Annotated in this window: 15 protein-coding genes; 6 read left to right on the plus strand and 9 right to left on the minus strand. The window is 35.0% G+C overall.

Translation table 11 applies throughout. The annotated features are described in order from the left end of the window. Nucleotides 1–21: 21 nt before the first annotated feature. From J3U50_RS01920 to J3U50_RS01930, 3 genes are read right to left on the minus strand one after another with little or no spacing between them, the layout of a single operon-like run. Entirely contained in the window at nucleotides 22–756 is a 735-nt protein-coding gene (locus J3U50_RS01920) for a DnaD domain-containing protein (RefSeq protein WP_054608141.1), read from the minus strand. A gap of 18 nt (nucleotides 757–774) precedes the next feature. Beyond that, nucleotides 775–1,278, minus strand: a complete 504-nt coding sequence (locus tag J3U50_RS01925; RefSeq protein ID WP_301945461.1) for a DUF5590 domain-containing protein — start codon at nucleotides 1,276–1,278, stop codon at nucleotides 775–777. A 12-nt stretch (nucleotides 1,279–1,290) separates the two neighbouring features. After that, nucleotides 1,291–3,999, minus strand: a complete 2,709-nt coding sequence (locus tag J3U50_RS01930; RefSeq protein WP_054608143.1) for an exonuclease domain-containing protein — start codon at nucleotides 3,997–3,999, stop codon at nucleotides 1,291–1,293. 159 nt (nucleotides 4,000–4,158) lie between these two features. On the opposite strand from J3U50_RS01930, the gene mvk reads away from it, so the two are divergent. From mvk to fni, 4 genes are read left to right on the plus strand one after another with little or no spacing between them, the layout of a single operon-like run. Next, a complete protein-coding gene (gene mvk / locus J3U50_RS01935; RefSeq protein WP_237756978.1) occupies nucleotides 4,159–5,088 on the plus strand; it encodes a mevalonate kinase in 930 nt (309 codons plus the stop codon). A 21-nt stretch (nucleotides 5,089–5,109) separates the two neighbouring features. After that, nucleotides 5,110–6,078 carry a diphosphomevalonate decarboxylase gene (mvaD, locus tag J3U50_RS01940; protein WP_054608144.1) on the plus strand — a complete coding sequence of 323 codons (969 nt, stop codon included), beginning with the start codon at nucleotides 5,110–5,112 and terminating at the stop codon, nucleotides 6,076–6,078. Between the two features lie 20 nt (nucleotides 6,079–6,098). Further along, entirely contained in the window at nucleotides 6,099–7,163 is a 1,065-nt protein-coding gene (locus J3U50_RS01945; protein WP_301945462.1) for a phosphomevalonate kinase, read from the plus strand. A gap of 3 nt (nucleotides 7,164–7,166) precedes the next feature. Then, complete coding sequence (fni, locus tag J3U50_RS01950) at nucleotides 7,167–8,204, plus strand: type 2 isopentenyl-diphosphate Delta-isomerase (RefSeq protein ID WP_301945463.1); 1,038 nt, start codon at nucleotides 7,167–7,169, stop codon at nucleotides 8,202–8,204. Between the two features lie 149 nt (nucleotides 8,205–8,353). Here fni and J3U50_RS01955 read toward each other — a convergent pair whose 3' ends face one another. The 3 genes from J3U50_RS01955 to J3U50_RS01965 form a co-directional block, all read right to left on the minus strand. Further along, entirely contained in the window at nucleotides 8,354–9,874 is a 1,521-nt protein-coding gene (locus J3U50_RS01955; protein WP_301945464.1) for a zinc ribbon domain-containing protein, read from the minus strand. A 21-nt stretch (nucleotides 9,875–9,895) separates the two neighbouring features. Further along, on the minus strand, nucleotides 9,896–10,690 hold the full coding sequence (locus J3U50_RS01960; protein WP_248597263.1) for a zinc ribbon domain-containing protein: 795 nt from the start codon (nucleotides 10,688–10,690) through the stop codon (nucleotides 9,896–9,898). Nucleotides 10,691–10,839: 149 nt separating this feature from the next. Further along, nucleotides 10,840–12,183, minus strand: a complete 1,344-nt coding sequence (locus J3U50_RS01965; RefSeq protein ID WP_301945465.1) for an RsmF rRNA methyltransferase first C-terminal domain-containing protein — start codon at nucleotides 12,181–12,183, stop codon at nucleotides 10,840–10,842. An 86-nt stretch (nucleotides 12,184–12,269) separates the two neighbouring features. Between J3U50_RS01965 and J3U50_RS01970 the strand changes: the two genes are divergently transcribed. Next, nucleotides 12,270–13,076, plus strand: coding sequence for a Cof-type HAD-IIB family hydrolase (locus J3U50_RS01970; protein ID WP_054608150.1), 807 nt, complete (start codon nucleotides 12,270–12,272; stop codon nucleotides 13,074–13,076). 37 nt (nucleotides 13,077–13,113) lie between these two features. Here J3U50_RS01970 and glpK read toward each other — a convergent pair whose 3' ends face one another. Further along, nucleotides 13,114–14,619 carry a glycerol kinase GlpK gene (glpK, locus tag J3U50_RS01975; protein ID WP_301945466.1) on the minus strand — a complete coding sequence of 502 codons (1,506 nt, stop codon included), beginning with the start codon at nucleotides 14,617–14,619 and terminating at the stop codon, nucleotides 13,114–13,116. Nucleotides 14,620–14,635: 16 nt separating this feature from the next. After that, nucleotides 14,636–14,824 carry a 2-hydroxymuconate tautomerase gene (locus J3U50_RS01980; protein WP_034531102.1) on the minus strand — a complete coding sequence of 63 codons (189 nt, stop codon included), beginning with the start codon at nucleotides 14,822–14,824 and terminating at the stop codon, nucleotides 14,636–14,638. Between the two features lie 117 nt (nucleotides 14,825–14,941). Between J3U50_RS01980 and J3U50_RS01985 the strand changes: the two genes are divergently transcribed. After that, nucleotides 14,942–16,372 (plus strand): C69 family dipeptidase, encoded by a 1,431-nt coding sequence (locus J3U50_RS01985; protein WP_054608152.1) that lies wholly within the window; start codon nucleotides 14,942–14,944, stop codon nucleotides 16,370–16,372. A 91-nt stretch (nucleotides 16,373–16,463) separates the two neighbouring features. Here J3U50_RS01985 and rplS read toward each other — a convergent pair whose 3' ends face one another. Continuing rightward, the gene (rplS, locus tag J3U50_RS01990) at nucleotides 16,464–16,820 is read right to left on the minus strand and encodes a 50S ribosomal protein L19 (RefSeq protein ID WP_034531098.1); all 357 of its coding nucleotides are present in this window, start codon (nucleotides 16,818–16,820) and stop codon (nucleotides 16,464–16,466) included. Nucleotides 16,821–16,894 lie beyond the last annotated feature (74 nt).

The raw sequence follows: 16,894 nt of genomic DNA on the forward strand, positions 1-16,894 counted from the left end.
AGAAAAATTCTAGGTGCTTTTTTATTTATCAATTTTAAATAAAGGAATGTCTGGTTTGTTTTGTGTTCCCTTATCGCTAAATTTAGCGCTCTTGTTAAATTTTTGTTCATGGTTGCGACGATTACGTTCAACATCAGCTGGCGTTTTGATATTGGCTTTTTCCCAGTTGACTAGAATTCTATCCATATACTTCAAACTATATACCTGATTTAAAACAGACTCTCTAAGTGCCAACTTAATCATTTGAGGATCGTATTCATCATCATTAATCCATTGGTTGATTGTTTCAATTTCGATCGGTGATAATGGTCGACCAAATTCTGATTCAATAGAATTAAATACTTTTTTACGATCAGATTCTGTAATTTCATTGGAAGCCATGTTACCTTCGAAAACTTCACTTGAAGTTTCGTCTTCTGAGGTTTCTGGATCTAATTCTGATAACTTTTCGTACATTAAAGAGAAATCATAGACATCAAACGCTTGTCCCTTTGTATTTGATAGTGTCTTAATTCTCATTAACTTTTTCTCTACCAGTTCATGCAAGACTTGATAAGCCTTTGCACTTGAAAAACCAGTTGAATTTGTAATGTCGTTGATATCAGGGAAATAATTACCTATATCGATGTTTCTTTTAATTTGAAGATAAATCACCAGTTGGTCACTAGTCATTCCTAATTTAGGATAATTCTTTAATAGATAATTAGAAATAGTAGTTTGACCTGATTGAAGTATCGTCTTTGCAAATTTATCCATTAAAACATACCCCTTTATCTATACGTTAGCAATAAATCTAAGTACTTTACCCGACTTAAAGTCAATAACAGCATAGTTTAATTCATTTTTTGAATTAAAGTAACTAACTGCCCAGGCAGGTTTTTCGTTAAAGATTGTTGGAGCAACACTAATCAATTCTGCAATTCTTTGCTTTTGATTAGCGACGCTTTTAGCTTCATTTGCTGAAATCCCATCTTTAACGTTGGCAACATTAATGCTACCAGTCTTCTTTTCAATTATTACGTATTGTTTTTGGTTGTCTTTATTAGGACCTTCAATAGTGTAATAAGTTCTATTTAAATCAGACATGTAGAAATGATCGACTGATTTAATACCAACCTTCTTTTCCGCCAATGTAGTCGCTTGGTGCTTAGCAGATGAAAGTGGTTGTCTAGCCCATAGGAACAGACCCATGATTATTAAAAATAAAACGATTATGATTCCGATTAACCATTTAAAAATTCTGAAATAGTTAATCTTCTTTAAAAACGAAACGTTCATCTTCTGACTCCCTTACACCTTTTTTAGTTTTTCGATAATCTTTCTTTTATCAAGTAGTTGTGGCTTAATATGACTCGGAATTAAGTCAATTAGATTACTACCATATGGTCCTTCAATGACTTCCTTATCTCTTAGATAAATTAATCCCTTTGAACCAGATAATTCTATCACATCTTTAATCGCATCCTTGATATTTAGGATGCTCAATGGGATAGACAATCCATCATTTGGATTACCATGCTCACTGTTGATTAAATCATATTGCGCTTGTAAGTAGATATCATCAAAAGAATCGATAGCCATTGAATCAATGATTAGTGTATTGATTGGTTTATTCTTGTTGCGTAACGATTTTAATAAATCATTATTTCCAACAATTATGTTCTGTGAATCAACCACAATCTTCTTGACGATTTTGTCGTCATTTCCGCTGAAATCCTGACTTAAGATGACGTTGTGTTCGTTGACGTCAGATTCATATAAGGACTTAGCAATTTCTTTTACTCGTTGTTTCGAACGTGTAAGAATAAATGAATTGCTCTTATTATACTTCATCACTTTTTCAAGTGGCATCGGAATTTGTAAGGATTCATCCAAGATCAAATTAACCTGTCCGTTTAAATCATTTTCATCTTCGAACTTAATCATTCGTGTATTTTGACGTTTTAATTCCAATTTATCGTAGAAATATTGAGAACGTTTTGACGAATAGATAGCACTATCTAAGAAGATAATCCCTTTGAAGTATTTGTATAGCTCATTTGGTAGAATGTTTTCATTTCTAACTAATCCACCATACAACAGTCCATTTTCAACATCCTTATCTTCATTAACGTTAAAAGCAAAGACTAGTTGTTTACCAAGCTTATTTAGCTTAAATAAACGGACTAGGTTATTCTCGATAAATGAACAATATTCTTCTAACTTATCGAAGAACGCATATAAGATAGCTTTGTCGTGACCATTGAAATGATTAATTGATCTCTTCATGTCATCAACAATGTCCAAAATAGTTTGTTGGTTTCTAGAGATTGAGTTAAATAATGATTTCTTGTTCAAGACAAATGTCTTAAATCTTTCAACATCCGGTTTAACAATGTATCCATCAACAGTTCGATTAAGCTTGCTCTTGGAATAAAATGCATTAAGGAAGTCATCCTTAATCGTTTCGAACTGATCACTATTCTTTGCTAATAGGTTTTCAATCTTTTTAGCCATGCCAGCAAGCTTTTTAGCTTTACTAAAGATATCAAACACGTTTCTGTTATGAGTTTGATACATCAAGTTAGTAATGTGATTACAAATAATCTTGTTTTCACTTAGCTTAAATTGGATTCGGTAGTTATCTAGTGCATTATCACTTAGCCTTCTAGAATCTTTAATCACTAAGTATGGGTCGTTTTGATGCAACCTTTGGACGTTTTGCAATAAATAGTCATGAGATACCAAGATAACGTTAGCGCTTTGGTAATCATGAGCTAACTTCTTAATGTAGTATCCTCTATTTTGTTCATCACTAACAACGTTTAAGAAGTAGTTCTGGTTATTATCCTTATCCAATTTTAGTTCGTTAATATCACCGGTTTTGGTAAATGTTAACCAAACCAAAATTTTACACTTTAGAAATTCGGTATTCTTAGAGTTGCTAACCACATTTAAACTATCTGAAAACTTATCCAAATCGATATAATCAGTTACTGGTCGAACAATCAAACATCTAAGACGGTCAGAAGTGATTTTATTGATGTTCTTCACTTGAGTAACCAATGATGATTCTGAGTTAAAATCTTCATCGCCAGCAATAACAATCTTTTGATCCTTCTTAAGTAGATAACTAAGTGGGAATAAATAACTAAAGTCATAGTTAAACTCCCTATTTTCCTCAATTAATAAATTATTACTATCTGAAGCGGAATGATAGTTTCCGTAAATCGAATTCATCAGCTTATTTTCGGTATTATTAAACTGAGTAACCCCTTTAAACATTTTTGATTTCTTTCTTTTATTATTAGGGTATTTCAACTCAACAAAGTCACTATCAGTATGATATTTAATTTTTCTAACCTTAAGATTCTTAATGTTCATAATCTTAGGATTATCATCTTTGTGTTTTAAATGGTAAGCACGTGTAAACATGATTAAAGTATCCATCGGAAGGGAAGGATTAATGTCTAAAATCTGTTTAACGGTCTTCTTTGGTAAATTATCCAACTGATGTAATAGGATAATTAAGATTTTAGCAGTTGCTAATGCGTCACTGCTTGATGAATGTGGATGATCATGAACAATATTTAGGTTTTTACTTAAATCTGTAAGTTTGTAGCTAGGTTCTGTTGGTAATAGCAATTGACTTAATGTAACGGTATCAATTGCCTTATTAGTAAGTTCTTTATGATTCACCCTTTTAAATTCAAAATTTAAAAACGGGAAATCAAAATTGACGTTATGCGCAACAAAAATTGTCTTATCTAGTAACTGATAAATCTTATCTGCTACTTCAGCAAATGTTGGTGCATTAACGACTGTTTGGTTTGATATTCCAGTTAATTTTGTAATTTCAGTTGGAATACTAATTTCAGGATTAATAAATGAATTAAATGATCCAATAATCTTGTTGTTTTGTACAAAAGTACAACTAAATTGGATGATTCGATTAGTATAGTTGGACTGACTACTACCAGTAGTCTCAATGTCCACCACTGAAAAAATGGTATTACTCATGATTTCGTTCACCAATCTTTCAAAAAATACTTAACTTAATAATACTACATTTATTAGGTGTTTATCTATTATTTCAGGACACAAATATAAATATTTAAGTTATTTTTATTATGATGATTTTATGATAATATTAACATTAAGAGAAAGTGAGCGATAACATTGACAAATCAAGCAATTGGACATAGTCATGCCAAAATAATACTTATGGGCGAGCACAGTGTTGTATATGGTCAACCAGCCATTGCACTACCCGTTCCTAAAATTGACTTAAACGTTAGAATAATGGAAAAACAAAATGGTATTTACATTAATAGTAAGTACTTCATTGGTAACTTAAATAACGTCCCCAATGACCTATTAGGAATTAAAAACTTAATTGATAGCACCCTTGCTAAACTGCACAAAGAGGAAGCCTCTTTTGAAATGATTATTGATAGTTCAATTCCATCTGAACGTGGAATGGGTTCTTCAGCAGCAACATCAGTTGCCATCGTCAAAGCATTATTTCACTACTTTAACGTCAGTTTTGATAAGGATTTATTGCTTGATTTAAGTAATGTTGAAGAAACAATCACACACGGTAACCCTTCTGGTTTAGATACAGCGACCGCTGGATCAGATAATCCTGTATGGTTTATCAGAAATGAAACTTTAAACGAAATTAATTTCAACTTAAATGCCGTACTAGTAATTGCCGATTCCGGTATCAAAGGAAGAACCGACATTGCAATTAACTACGTTAAACAACAACTAAATAACAATAAAGAAGATACCATGAAGTCAATTAAACATATTGGTGAACTTGTTACTCGTGCTAAGTTTGATATCGAAAATGATAATCCAATTGAACTTGGTAAACTAATGACTGAAAATCAAAAAGAATTAAAGAAATTAAAAGTAAGTAACGATAAGATTGATGAACTAGTTGAAATTGCAAATCGAAATGGCTCATTAGGTACCAAGCTAACAGGTAGCGGACTTGGGGGATGTATCATTGCTTTAGCAAGAAACATTCATGAAGCCCAAAGTATTGAAAATGCGCTATTAAAAGCCGGTGCTTTAGATACCTGGATTCAACCTTTTAACTAAAACTCGGAGGAATTATACAAAATGTTAGGTGAAAAAATTACCGCAAGAGCACACACAAATATTGCCTTAGTTAAATATTGGGGAAAAGAAAATGAAGAGTTAATTATCCCTGCTAATAGTAGCCTATCGCTAACACTTGATGAATTTTATACTGACACAAGTGTTCAATTTGATGAGTCTCTTAGTTCCGATGAGGTTACCTTAAACGGGAACGTTGTTGATGATGAAAAAATCACCAAATTTATGGATATCATTCGTCAAAAAACAAACATCAATACATTTGCGCGCATTGAATCAACCAATCATGTCCCTACTTCAGCCGGACTGGCATCTTCTGCTTCTGCATATGCTGCTTTAGCTGCAGCTGGTAGTAAGGCTTACGGACTTAATCTAAGTCAAAAAGATTTATCCCGTTTAGCAAGACGTGGTTCCGGTTCGGCAACCCGTTCAATATTTGGTGGTTTTGCAGCATGGCATAAAGGAACTGATGATGAATCCTCATATGGTTACAGTATTGAAGATCCAGTAAAAATGGACGTTAATATGATTGCAATCATTCTTGATAATCAACCTAAGAAAATTAGTAGTAGAAAAGGAATGAAGATTTCTATTGAAACTTCTCCCTACTATCAAAGTTGGATTCAACAAACTACCGCTGATTTTCAAACAATCGAAGAAGCAATTAAGGAAAATGACTTTACCACTTTAGGTAAAACAGCAGAACTAAATGCGATGAGAATGCACTCACTAACATTAAGCTCTGATCCTTCATACTTATACATAAATGCCGATAGTCTTGAAGTCATTAACATGGTTAAAGAACTAAGAGAAAACGGCGTTGAATGCTATTACACAATGGATGCAGGTCCCAATGTCAAAATAATCTGTCAAAGTGATAAAATCAGTGCAATTACTGATAAGTTGTCTGATAAATTTTCTAATGACCAACTCAAAGTATCTGGACCTGGCGAAGGAATAAAGTATCTATAAATTGAAAGGACTAATTTAAAATGATTTCTGTAAAAGCACCCGGAAAGCTATATATTGCTGGTGAATATGCTGTGGTTGAAAACGGATATCCAGCTATCATTGTTGCAATTGATCAATATATTACAGCTAATATTAGTGAATCCGAAAATAATGTTGGTGTTATTCATTCAAAACAGTATGAAAACGACAAAATTGAATGGGTTTACGATGATAATCAAATCAAACCTCTAAACGATAACAGTTCTTTCAACTACGTAATTTCAGCAATGAAAACATTCGAGAAATATGTCGAAGAATTAAATATAAAACATAAATTATATAACATTGATATTGATAGTAATTTAAACAGTGAAGACGGTAAGAAATATGGATTAGGTTCCTCAGCAGCTGTCACTGTCGCAACAATCAAAGCTCTAAACGAACTATATGGTTTAAACTTAAGCAAACTACAAATATTCAAGCTAGCTGCCATTGCTCATTTAAGCATTCAAGGTAACGGTTCATTGGGCGACGTCGCTGCTAGTAGTTTTGGTGGTTGGATTGCTTATAGTTCATTCGATAAGAAATGGTTAGCAAATCAAACCAATTTAAAAGACGTGATGGAACAAAGTTGGCCTCATCTAATGATAGAACCACTTACCCCACCTTCTGACCTCGAATTACTTATTGGCTGGACAGGAACTCCTGCTTCAACTTCCAATTTACTTAAGAGCGTTGAATCATCATCAAATGTTGATAGATACAAGCAATTTTTAGTTAAGAGCAAGCGCTGTATCGATAAGATGATCAATGGCTTTAAAAATAAAGATATCGCTGTTATTAAGAATCAAATTAAAGAAAACAGAAATATCATCGTCGAATTGGCCAGTTTCACTGGTATCGACATCGAAACAAGTAAACTAAAACGACTATGTGAAATCGCTGAAGAATATAACGGTTCGGGAAAATCCTCTGGTGCCGGAGGTGGAGATTGTGGAATTGCCATTGTTGAAAAACAATCCCCCATTAAAGATATCGAATCAAAATGGACAGAAAATGGCATTATCCCACTTCATCTAAATATCTACTCAGAACAGGAGGCATAATCAATGGTTAGTATCCAATCTCATCGAAAAGATGAACACGTTTCATTAGCTATTAAGTTCTACGATAAAACCAGTCATGCAGGTTTTGATCAACTAAGATTTGTCCATCAAGGGATTCCAGAAATCAGTTTGGATGATATCGATACATCAACAACTGTCGAAAATATCAAAATGGACTTTCCAATCTATATCGAAGCCATGACCGGTGGAAGCGAATATACAAAGAAGTTAAATCAAAAGCTAGCTAGAATCGCAAAGATTACTGGGATTGCTATGGCCACTGGTTCTCAAAGTGTCGCTTTAAAAGACAATTCAGTTGCTTCTTCATTTGAGATTGTTAGAGAAACCAATCCAAATGGAATTGTATTTTCCAATTTAGGCGCTTCAGCTGATGTTTCAAGAGCTAAGGCAGCGGTAAAAATGATGAATTCCGATGCAATTGAAATTCATATTAATACTCCGCAAGAAATGATTATGCCTGAAGGTGATCGTGAATTTAACTGGATTGAAAATATTAAATCCATTCAAGAAGAACTAGCTTGCCCCGTTATCGTAAAAGAAGTCGGTTTCGGTATGTCTAAAGAAACCATTCAACAACTAGTTGATGCTGGTATTAAAAATATTAATATCAGCGGTAAAGGTGGCACTAGTTTCAGTATGATTGAAAACTACCGTAGAAAGAAACAAGAAATGGACTACCTAGAAGATTGGGGACAAACAACCGTTGAATCCCTTCTAGAAGCTCAACTATTTAAAAACAAGGTTAATATCATTGCTTCCGGCGGTATCAGAACACCACTTGATGCTATTAAGGCAATCGCACTTGGTGCTAATTCCGTTGGAATTGCAGCCCCTATTCTATATTCACTAATCAAAGACGGTGAAGAAGAAACCATTGAATTCATTAATGACTTTATTTATGGAATGAAATCAATAATGACTATACTTGGTTCCAAAAACTTATCTGATTTACAAAGTAAAAAATTAATATTGAGTTCGGATCTTCTATCTTACGTTTCCCAACGAGGACTTCCCTACTAATTTAAGCAAGCGATTTTTGCTTGCTTTTTTCTTTTATTTTTATAAGTTAAAGTAACTTTATACTTATAACCAAAATAGATTAATTTAACTAATTTTACAAATAAAAAAAGACCTCTGCATTTAAGTAGAAGCCTTATTTTTTTTATGATTTAGTCATCATCGTCATCGCTTTTATCATAATCTTTAAGTTTATCTGGCGCCTTAAGTGTTTGTAGCTTAAGTGAACCATCTACCTTCTTCATGTTAGAAGTAAACTTGAAGATTTGAATGTGATCGTGCTCGTCACCGTCGTCGTCAGGAACATCGAAGGTATACTTCAAAGTACCAGAAACAACTGAGTGGTCCCCTGCAGGAACAACAGAATCCACTGATGAATCAATGCTTACGCTATCATATTTGTTATCGTTAACTTGATCAGCTTGTTGTTTTGCCCAAGTAATGAAACCTTGTGCATCACTGTTATTTGAACCATCAACGAAGTAATCACTTGGATCAAAATCGTTGTTGTCATTAACAGCAGAACTAAGGTCATTTGAGAAATTACTGATTAGATTCGAGGCATCGTCTTTATCAACTGCCCCTGGATAGTTTAGACTTACTTCTTGTCCATCGTCACTTTCACTCAAATGATACTTGTCTGAGGTAACTGACTTACCATCTGAATGCATTACACCATAGATGTAAATTGCAGATGAGAATGGCATGTCTGAAACCTTGTAGTCACCATCGCCGTTACTTGTACCAACTTTCTTATCATTGATGTAAATATCAGCATTGGGACCAGCCTTAACAGTGAACTTAATAGTCTTTAATGGCATGTAGATGTTGTCATTGTTATCAAGGTAAGTAGTTTGTGCATTAGTAACTTTTTTACCTGATAATGTCTTTGAAACAGTAATGTCATAGTCACCTGGTAGGATGCGACCTAAACTAAATTCTGAATCTGAGTCAGATGTTTGACCAATCTTATTATTGTTCAAGGTAACATCTGCAGACTTTTCACTAGTTGTAATTGTTGGAACAACTGCTTTTACCTTAACTTGGTAGTTAGGGAATAATAACCATTTGCGTCCGTCTTGAACATATTCAAAATTACCATCCTTTGAAGTACCTGAATCACTTAGTTGGCCCTTCAATGATTGTAATTCGTCATTATTCTTGTTCATGTGTTTAGATAATGGTGCCATTGTGCTGTCATTTAAAGTAACGCGACTATCAGTTGATTCAAAGTATGAATCGGTATTCTTGTCACTAGTTAATGAAGTCATCGCACGATCTAAGACTGCACTCTTTGAGTAGTAGTGGTTTCCGAAAAGGTATCCGATAAAACCGAATACAACAACAACTGAAACCACGATTCCAATAATTAGGTTTCTAGTTTGATGTTTTTTACTCTTCTTAAAACCGTTCCTTGATGCCCTAACGTTCCCATTGTTTGCTGGTTGTTGAGAAACGTTATTACCGTTATTAAATTGTGGTTGTTGGGCAGCATTATTGTTATTACTTTGAGGTTGTTGGTAATCATTAACTGTATTATCAACACTTGCTTGACTAGATTGATTTGTTTGATCAGTTACTTCGTTGTCTAATTGTGCACCACAGTTGTGACAGAATTGTTCGTCAGCATCAACTTTAGCACCACAATTTTGACAGAATCTTGATTCCCCCATAATTTAACCCCCTAATTTAAATTAAGCTGTTAGTGACTTAATGAAAACAATAAAGAATACAATAACTAATGATAAGTGAGCTAATAATAGAACATACAACTTATCAAATTTGTTTGAGTTTTGACCATCGATAATTGCGTAAGTAAAACCAATTAGGTCGTTAATTACAACAAATAGGAAGATAAACATGTTTAATGGTAATGCGATAAGACCACCAATTAGTAGGAATAAGAACATGATAGCTGATAGCATAACCGAAATGTTAGTGTATGCAGCTAATTTGTTAATGAATTCGAAGAAATCAGTCTTTTCACCAGTACCAGCAACTGCAAAAGCTCTAAAACCATATGCTAATGCAACGAAAACAACGATCATTAATACTGAGAATAATTCAACTTTACCTGCACCATCACTTACTAAGTTTTGGAATACGACAGCGAGTGATGAAGCTGTATCGCCACCAAGACCGCTTGAAGCTAGGTCAATTGCGCCGTTAATCTTTGAAGTGATCAACATAATAGATAAAATAGCAAATACTGCGCTAGCAACAAATGAAGTTAGACCAAAGTATTTGTTTGAAGCCTTTCCACTTAGTGAAGGATGTTTAACGCTACTCCAGAACCACTTAAAGAAATCCTTAGCATAGTTCTTAGCTTGTTCTGCGCTTTGGTTAGGAACAACGTTTTGATTTTGTGCACCGTTGGTGTTAGCACCATTTGGTTGTAGGTTTTGTACGATTTGAGCTCCACACTTAGGGCAGAACTTTGCTCCTTCCTTTAATTCGTTACCACATTTTGGGCAAAATTTAGCACTCATATAAAATACCTCCAGAAATATGTAATAAAAAATATTATACCAATATTAATCATAACACATTTTTATTTAATTATCTTATCATTCAATAAATTATTTTATATACAAACGTATAAAAAAGAGCTGCAATTTAGTGCAGCTCTTTTGATTTATTAATCTACGTTAAATCTTAGTCCCTTAGGGAAGAAGTTTTTAATCGTACCATTTACAACCTTACCAAAACCAACGGGTTGATTCTTACAGATTAGTTGGTACCATCCCTTCTTAACATCCTTATCATAGTTGATAACATCCCCATGGACGTATTGTTTCCAATCATCCTCAGATATTTCTAAACGATTAACAACCTCATCACTATGCAAAGCCAATGCTAATGCATAACTTGGTTCAAAACGTTTCTTCTTAATTGTTCCTAGATGTAGTCCTGGACGCATTACCTTTAATCCCTTCAAGTCAGGAAGAGTATTATCAAAGGTGTATAATTGATCCCCAAATAAAATTAAATGTTTTGGATCAAAGTTATTTAGATTAGCCTCCTTGAATTCATTCCATAGTTTCTTATCATCAATCGATAGGTTACTTTGTAGACGATGTTTAATCTTCTTAGCATTGCCTTCATCATTACTAGATAATTTTGAAACAAAGTGGCCTTCTCCTTTGAAATGATTAGGGAATAATCTAACGGTATTAGATAATTCTTCATTACCGTCTGCCCATTGTGGTTTACCACTTAACATCCCTTCGTATTTCTTAATTGGCTCGATGGAGAAGTCATAAGTGTCTTTCATCCATTCAACAATTTGTTCATCCTCTTCTGGAGCAAACGTACATGTTGAGTAGATAATCTTTCCACCTGGTTTTAACATCTTAACTGCTTGTTCGATGATCTCCTTTTGACGAGTAGCACATTGACTTGGATAGTCTGCGTTCCAGTATTGGATAGCATCGTTATTCTTTCTAAACATCCCTTCACCAGAACATGGAGCATCGATTAGAATCTTGTCGAAGAAACGTGGGAAGTGCTTGGCTAGGTTATTTGGATTTTCATTTAAAATTAGTGCGTTTCTAATCCCAAATCTTTCGACGTTTTCTACAAGGACTTTTGCACGCTTATGATCGATTTCATTGGTTACTAGTAGCCCTTGGTTATCCATGTAACTAGCAACATGGGTTGTCTTCCCACCGGGAGCAGCACATAAGTCCAAAACGTAATCTCCTGGTTTAATATCTGCTACTTCACCTACATACATCGCACTAGGTTCTTGTGAGTAAATCGCACCACTTTGATGTTCAACACTCTTACCGTTTACATCACCATAGTATCCGTATTGGCAGTATTCGATTGATTCATTATTGGGTTCTGAAGGCATATGTTCCTTTAATGGATTAATTCTAAATCCAGGATTGGTCTCTTTATCTAGACTGGCAAAGAATGATTCTGCATCATTCCCCAGTAGTTTTTGATATTTAGTTTTAAAATCGTTTGGTAATTGCACGAGATTACTCCTTTTGCATTGACTTACATTTTTTAATTAGTTAACATATTACTATTATATTTTTTTAAAAGAGGTGAAACAACTACATGGATAAGAAACTTATCGCAATTGACCTTGATGGAACTACACTGAATAGTGAGTCAAAGGTTTCACAAAAAACTATTAATACTTTAAATAAAGTAATTGATTTAGGTCATGTTGTCAATATTGTATCAGGTCGTCCACCACGTTTGATTACAGACATCTATAACCAAATTGGTTTAGACAATCCATTAATTAGTTTTAACGGTAGTCTGGGATACAATCCACTAACTAATTGGAATAAGGCCTACGAATACAATATCAATCGAGATATCGTCTTTGATGTCTTAAAACAAGATAAAGACTTAGGCATTAACCTAATGGCCGTTGAAGGTAAAGAACTATTCTTGGCTAACCGTGAAGCAAACGATGAAGTTGGTTTCTTCCCAACTAGTCTTGAACCTTCTGAATTCATTACTAAAGAGAACTTAAACGAAAACCCAATTTGTCTAACCCTACAAATTCAACACAATAAGATGGATAAATTCATTAACTATGTAGATCGCAACTATGGTGATACCCTACAAATCTCACCATGGGGAGGTCCTGATTCAATCGTTGAATTAGCATCTAAGAACGTTAGTAAGGAAACTGGTCTAGAAGTACTATCTGACTACTACAATATTGACCAATCTAACATCATTGCTTTTGGTGATGAATTTAACGATGAAACCATGTTGAAGTACGCTGGCTTAGGTGTTGCTATGAAGAATGGTCAACCTAAGATTAAACAACTAGCCGATGACGTTACTAAATACGATAACGATAATGACGGTTTAGCTCGTTACCTAGACGAATACTTTGAACTATAAAAAGACTTGAGATTAACTCAAGTCTTTTTTCTTTTGCTTATTTATTTGGATGAAACATTTGCGTACTCTTAACCGCTAATTGCCAACCTTCATAGTAGTGATTACGTTTGTCTTCATCCATCTTTGGATAAAACTCGTCTTGTTTGGGTTTTATTTGCTTAATCTCATCGATATCTTTCCAAAATCCAACTGCTAATCCCGCTAAGTAAGCAGCACCTAATGCAGTTGTTTCAGATATGGATGATCTTTCAATTGGTGTATTTAAGATGTCTGATTGGAATTGCATCAAATAATCATTTTGCGCAGCCCCACCATCAACCTTTAAATGTTTCAAATCCAATTGAGTATCATCAACCATGGTATTAACAACATCCTTGGTTTGATATGCTAGTGAGTCTAAAGTAGCCTTAACAAAGTCTTCCTTGGAAGTAGCTCTAGTTAACCCGAAGATTGCTCCTCGACTGTCTTGGTCCCAATATGGGGCACCTAGACCAGTAAATGCTGGAACAACGTAAACATCGTGATCATTGGCAGAATTAAATGCTAATTCCTGGGTTTCCTTAGCATCATTAATCATTCTAAGGCCATCTCTTAACCATTGAATGGCGGAACCTGCGACAAAGACACTTCCTTCAAGGGCATAGTTAACCTTGCCGTCAATTCCATATGCAATGGTTGTTAGTAACCCACGATCAGACAATACTGGTTTATTACCCGTATTCATCACAATGAATGAACCAGTTCCGTATGTATTCTTAATACTTCCGGCTTCTAGTCCTAATTGACCAAATAACGCAGCTTGTTGGTCACCGGCAATTCCTGAAACAGGAATTTGCACACCATAAAAAGCATAACCGGCAGTGTAACCATAAATCTTAGATGATGATCTAACACTTGGCAATATTTGTTTTGGAATATCCAACGCCGCTAGGATTTCATCATCCCAACTTAGCGTGTGAATGTTATACAGCATTGTTCTACTTGCATTGGAATAATCAGTCGCATGAACATGACCACCGGTTAGTTTCCATAGAATCCAGGTATCAATGGTTCCAAATAAGATGTCACCATTTTCAGCCTTTTCTCTAATCCCATCGACGTTATCTAACAACCACTTAATCTTAGTGGCTGAGAAGTATGAGTCGATAACTAATCCGGTCTTTTCATGGATCATCTCGGTATAACCAGCAGCTTTTAAATCATTCGCAATATCACTGGTTTGTTTTGATTGCCATACAATTGCATTATGAACTGGTTCACCCGTAATTCTATCCCACATGACTGTGGTTTCTCTTTGGTTGGTAATCCCAATTCCACGAACCTTATAAGGCGGTATCTTGGAGTGAATTAATGCTTCTGAGATAACGGTCTGCACAGCGTCCCATATTTCATTTGCATCATGTTCAACCCATCCTGATTGAGGGAAAAACTGCGTAATTTCCTTTTGTGACTTACTTACCACTTCGCCACTATGATTAAAAATCATGGCGCGAACACTGGTAGTTCCCTCATCAATTGACATTATATACTGTTCGTTTTGCATGTTATTTCCTCAGTTATTATTTTTCGTCGCTCTTTAGTTTACCTGCAACACTGTAGTTACTCTTCTTCATTTCGTTTAAAACGATGTGAACGTGTTCAGCTGGTGCACCAGTGTTCTTCACGATTGCGCTGGTAACATCAGCAACTAGTCCCTTTAATTGTTCTTCGTTTCTTCCTTCGATTAAATCAATATGTACTAATGGCATAATCATTCTCCTAACCTATAATTTTATTCTGATTATACTTTAGATACTTATATATTTCAATTTTTTAAAAGTTTAATGTACAATTATAGAAATGAAACTAACGAGGGAGTGTTTAACATGCCAAAGTTTCCAGAATACGATGCATGTACTAGTATCTTAATCGGTAAGAAAGCATCTGTTGATGGTTCTACCATGATTGGTCGTAACGAAGATTGCAAAGCAACCTGGCCAAAACATTTTGTTGTTCATCCTCATAAGGAGTATAAGGAAAAACCAGTGTTTAAAGCTCAAGAAAACGCCTTTACAATGGAATTACCTACTGTTAGGGGTAAATACACCGCTACTCCAGAATGGACTAATAAAGAGGGATTATTTGAAGAAGAAGGTATTAATGAATACGGTGTCGCTATGAGTGCTACCGAAAGTGCCTACTCAAATAGTTATGTATTAGGATTTGATCCACTAGTTGAAGACGGTATTAGCGAAGCTTCTGTTGTCACTGTTGTTCTACCATACGTTAAAACAGCACGTGAGGGTGTTAAACGCCTAGGTGAAATCGTCTCAAAATATGGTTCCAGCGAAAGTAACGGAATCTTATTCTCAGACCAAGATGAAGTTTGGTATTTTGAAATTGGTTCCGGTCATCAATGGGTTGCGATGAGAATCCCTGATGATTGCTACGCAGTCGTATCAAATCGCTTAGCCATTCAAAACATCGATTTCGATGACCCTGATAACTTTATGTGGTCAGAAGATATCATTGATTTTGTGAGAAAGAACCACTTAAATAACTCTAATAATGGTAGTTTTAACTTTAGAGAAATCTTTGGAACTAGAAATGAGTCTGACCTATACTACAACAACCCACGTGTTTGGTACGGTCAACGCATGTTTAACCCAGAAATTAAACAAGATCCGGAATCATATGACCTACCATTTGTCAGAAAGCCAAGTCGCTTAATCTCAGTTCAAGATGCTAAGGACTTCCTAGCATCACACTACCAAGGCACTCAATTTGACCCAGTTGGTAAAGGTAGTCACGAGGACAAGACCAGATACCGTCCAATCAGTTTGGCAAAGGCCCAAGAATCTCATGTCTTACAAATTCGTCCTAACCTACCAATCGAAGTTGGTGGTATTCACTGGTTATCAATGGGTGTTGCTGCACAAAGCGTCTTTGTTCCATTCTTTGCCGGCATCAAGGATACCCCACTTGAATACAAGATTGGTAAGTTAACCTATGAACCAAAGTCAGCTTATTGGATTTTCAAACTGGCCGGAGTGTTATTAGATCCACACTACAATACATTTGTTGACGTTGTCGGTGATGTCCAAGAAAAACTTAATATCTACTTCCAACAAAAGATTAACGAAGCTGATATCAAGGCCAATGATTTAGCACCACAAGAAGTTTCTGATTTTGTCACAAAGATCAGTAATGAATGTGCTGAATATGCAATGGACAGTTACAGACATCTATCATACGAAATGATCTCCAAATCAACCGACTTTTCGAAGTTAAACTATAATACTGACGAAAACCTATAAAATAAAAGGATGGCTTAATTGCCATCCTTTTTTTGTACAAAAAAAGAGCAACGCATAAGCGTTACTCTTCATTTTAGATATAAATTTTATCTTAACGACGACGTGCTTCTTTAATACGAGCAGCCTTACCATGACGTTCGCGTAAGTAGTATAGCTTAGCACGACGTACGGCACCACGACGAGTTACTTCTAACTTAGCAACACGTGGTGAGTGTAGTGGGAAGATACGTTCAACACCTACACCTGAAGTAATCTTACGAACAGTGTAAGTAGCTTGGATACCTGTACCGTGGCGTTTGATAACAACACCTTCGAATACTTGGATACGTTCGTTGCTACCTTCAACAACCTTTACAGATACCTTTACAGTATCTCCGGCTCTAAATTCTGGAACATCACTCTTTAGTTGTTCCGCGTTAATCTTTGAGATTAATTCGTTTTGACGCATAATATAACATCCTCCAACTAGCATTCTTGTCTTTACTTGTTGCAACAGCGGAATACCGTTTTTATTTAACTATA

It is taken from the genome of Lactobacillus sp. B3795 (assembly GCF_026535805.1).
Lineage (GTDB): Bacteria > Bacillota > Bacilli > Lactobacillales > Lactobacillaceae > Apilactobacillus > Apilactobacillus kunkeei_C.

What these genes read in the sequence shown, in the direction of transcription:
- fni (WP_301945463.1), top strand. Translation starts at nt 7,167, where the DNA reads ATGGTTAGTATCCAATCTCATCGAAAAGATGAACACGTTTCATTAGCT.
- rplS (WP_034531098.1), bottom strand. Translation starts at nt 16,820, where the DNA reads ATGCGTCAAAACGAATTAATCTCAAAGATTAACGCGGAACAACTAAAG.
- glpK (WP_301945466.1), bottom strand. Translation starts at nt 14,619, where the DNA reads ATGCAAAACGAACAGTATATAATGTCAATTGATGAGGGAACTACCAGT.
- J3U50_RS01945 (WP_301945462.1), top strand. Translation starts at nt 6,099, where the DNA reads ATGATTTCTGTAAAAGCACCCGGAAAGCTATATATTGCTGGTGAATAT.
- J3U50_RS01925 (WP_301945461.1), bottom strand. Translation starts at nt 1,278, where the DNA reads ATGAACGTTTCGTTTTTAAAGAAGATTAACTATTTCAGAATTTTTAAA.
- J3U50_RS01930 (WP_054608143.1), bottom strand. Translation starts at nt 3,999, where the DNA reads ATGAGTAATACCATTTTTTCAGTGGTGGACATTGAGACTACTGGTAGT.
- J3U50_RS01970 (WP_054608150.1), top strand. Translation starts at nt 12,270, where the DNA reads ATGGATAAGAAACTTATCGCAATTGACCTTGATGGAACTACACTGAAT.
- J3U50_RS01920 (WP_054608141.1), bottom strand. Translation starts at nt 756, where the DNA reads ATGGATAAATTTGCAAAGACGATACTTCAATCAGGTCAAACTACTATT.
- J3U50_RS01960 (WP_248597263.1), bottom strand. Translation starts at nt 10,690, where the DNA reads ATGAGTGCTAAATTTTGCCCAAAATGTGGTAACGAATTAAAGGAAGGA.
- J3U50_RS01955 (WP_301945464.1), bottom strand. Translation starts at nt 9,874, where the DNA reads ATGGGGGAATCAAGATTCTGTCAAAATTGTGGTGCTAAAGTTGATGCT.
- mvaD (WP_054608144.1), top strand. Translation starts at nt 5,110, where the DNA reads ATGTTAGGTGAAAAAATTACCGCAAGAGCACACACAAATATTGCCTTA.
- J3U50_RS01985 (WP_054608152.1), top strand. Translation starts at nt 14,942, where the DNA reads ATGCCAAAGTTTCCAGAATACGATGCATGTACTAGTATCTTAATCGGT.
- J3U50_RS01980 (WP_034531102.1), bottom strand. Translation starts at nt 14,824, where the DNA reads ATGCCATTAGTACATATTGATTTAATCGAAGGAAGAAACGAAGAACAA.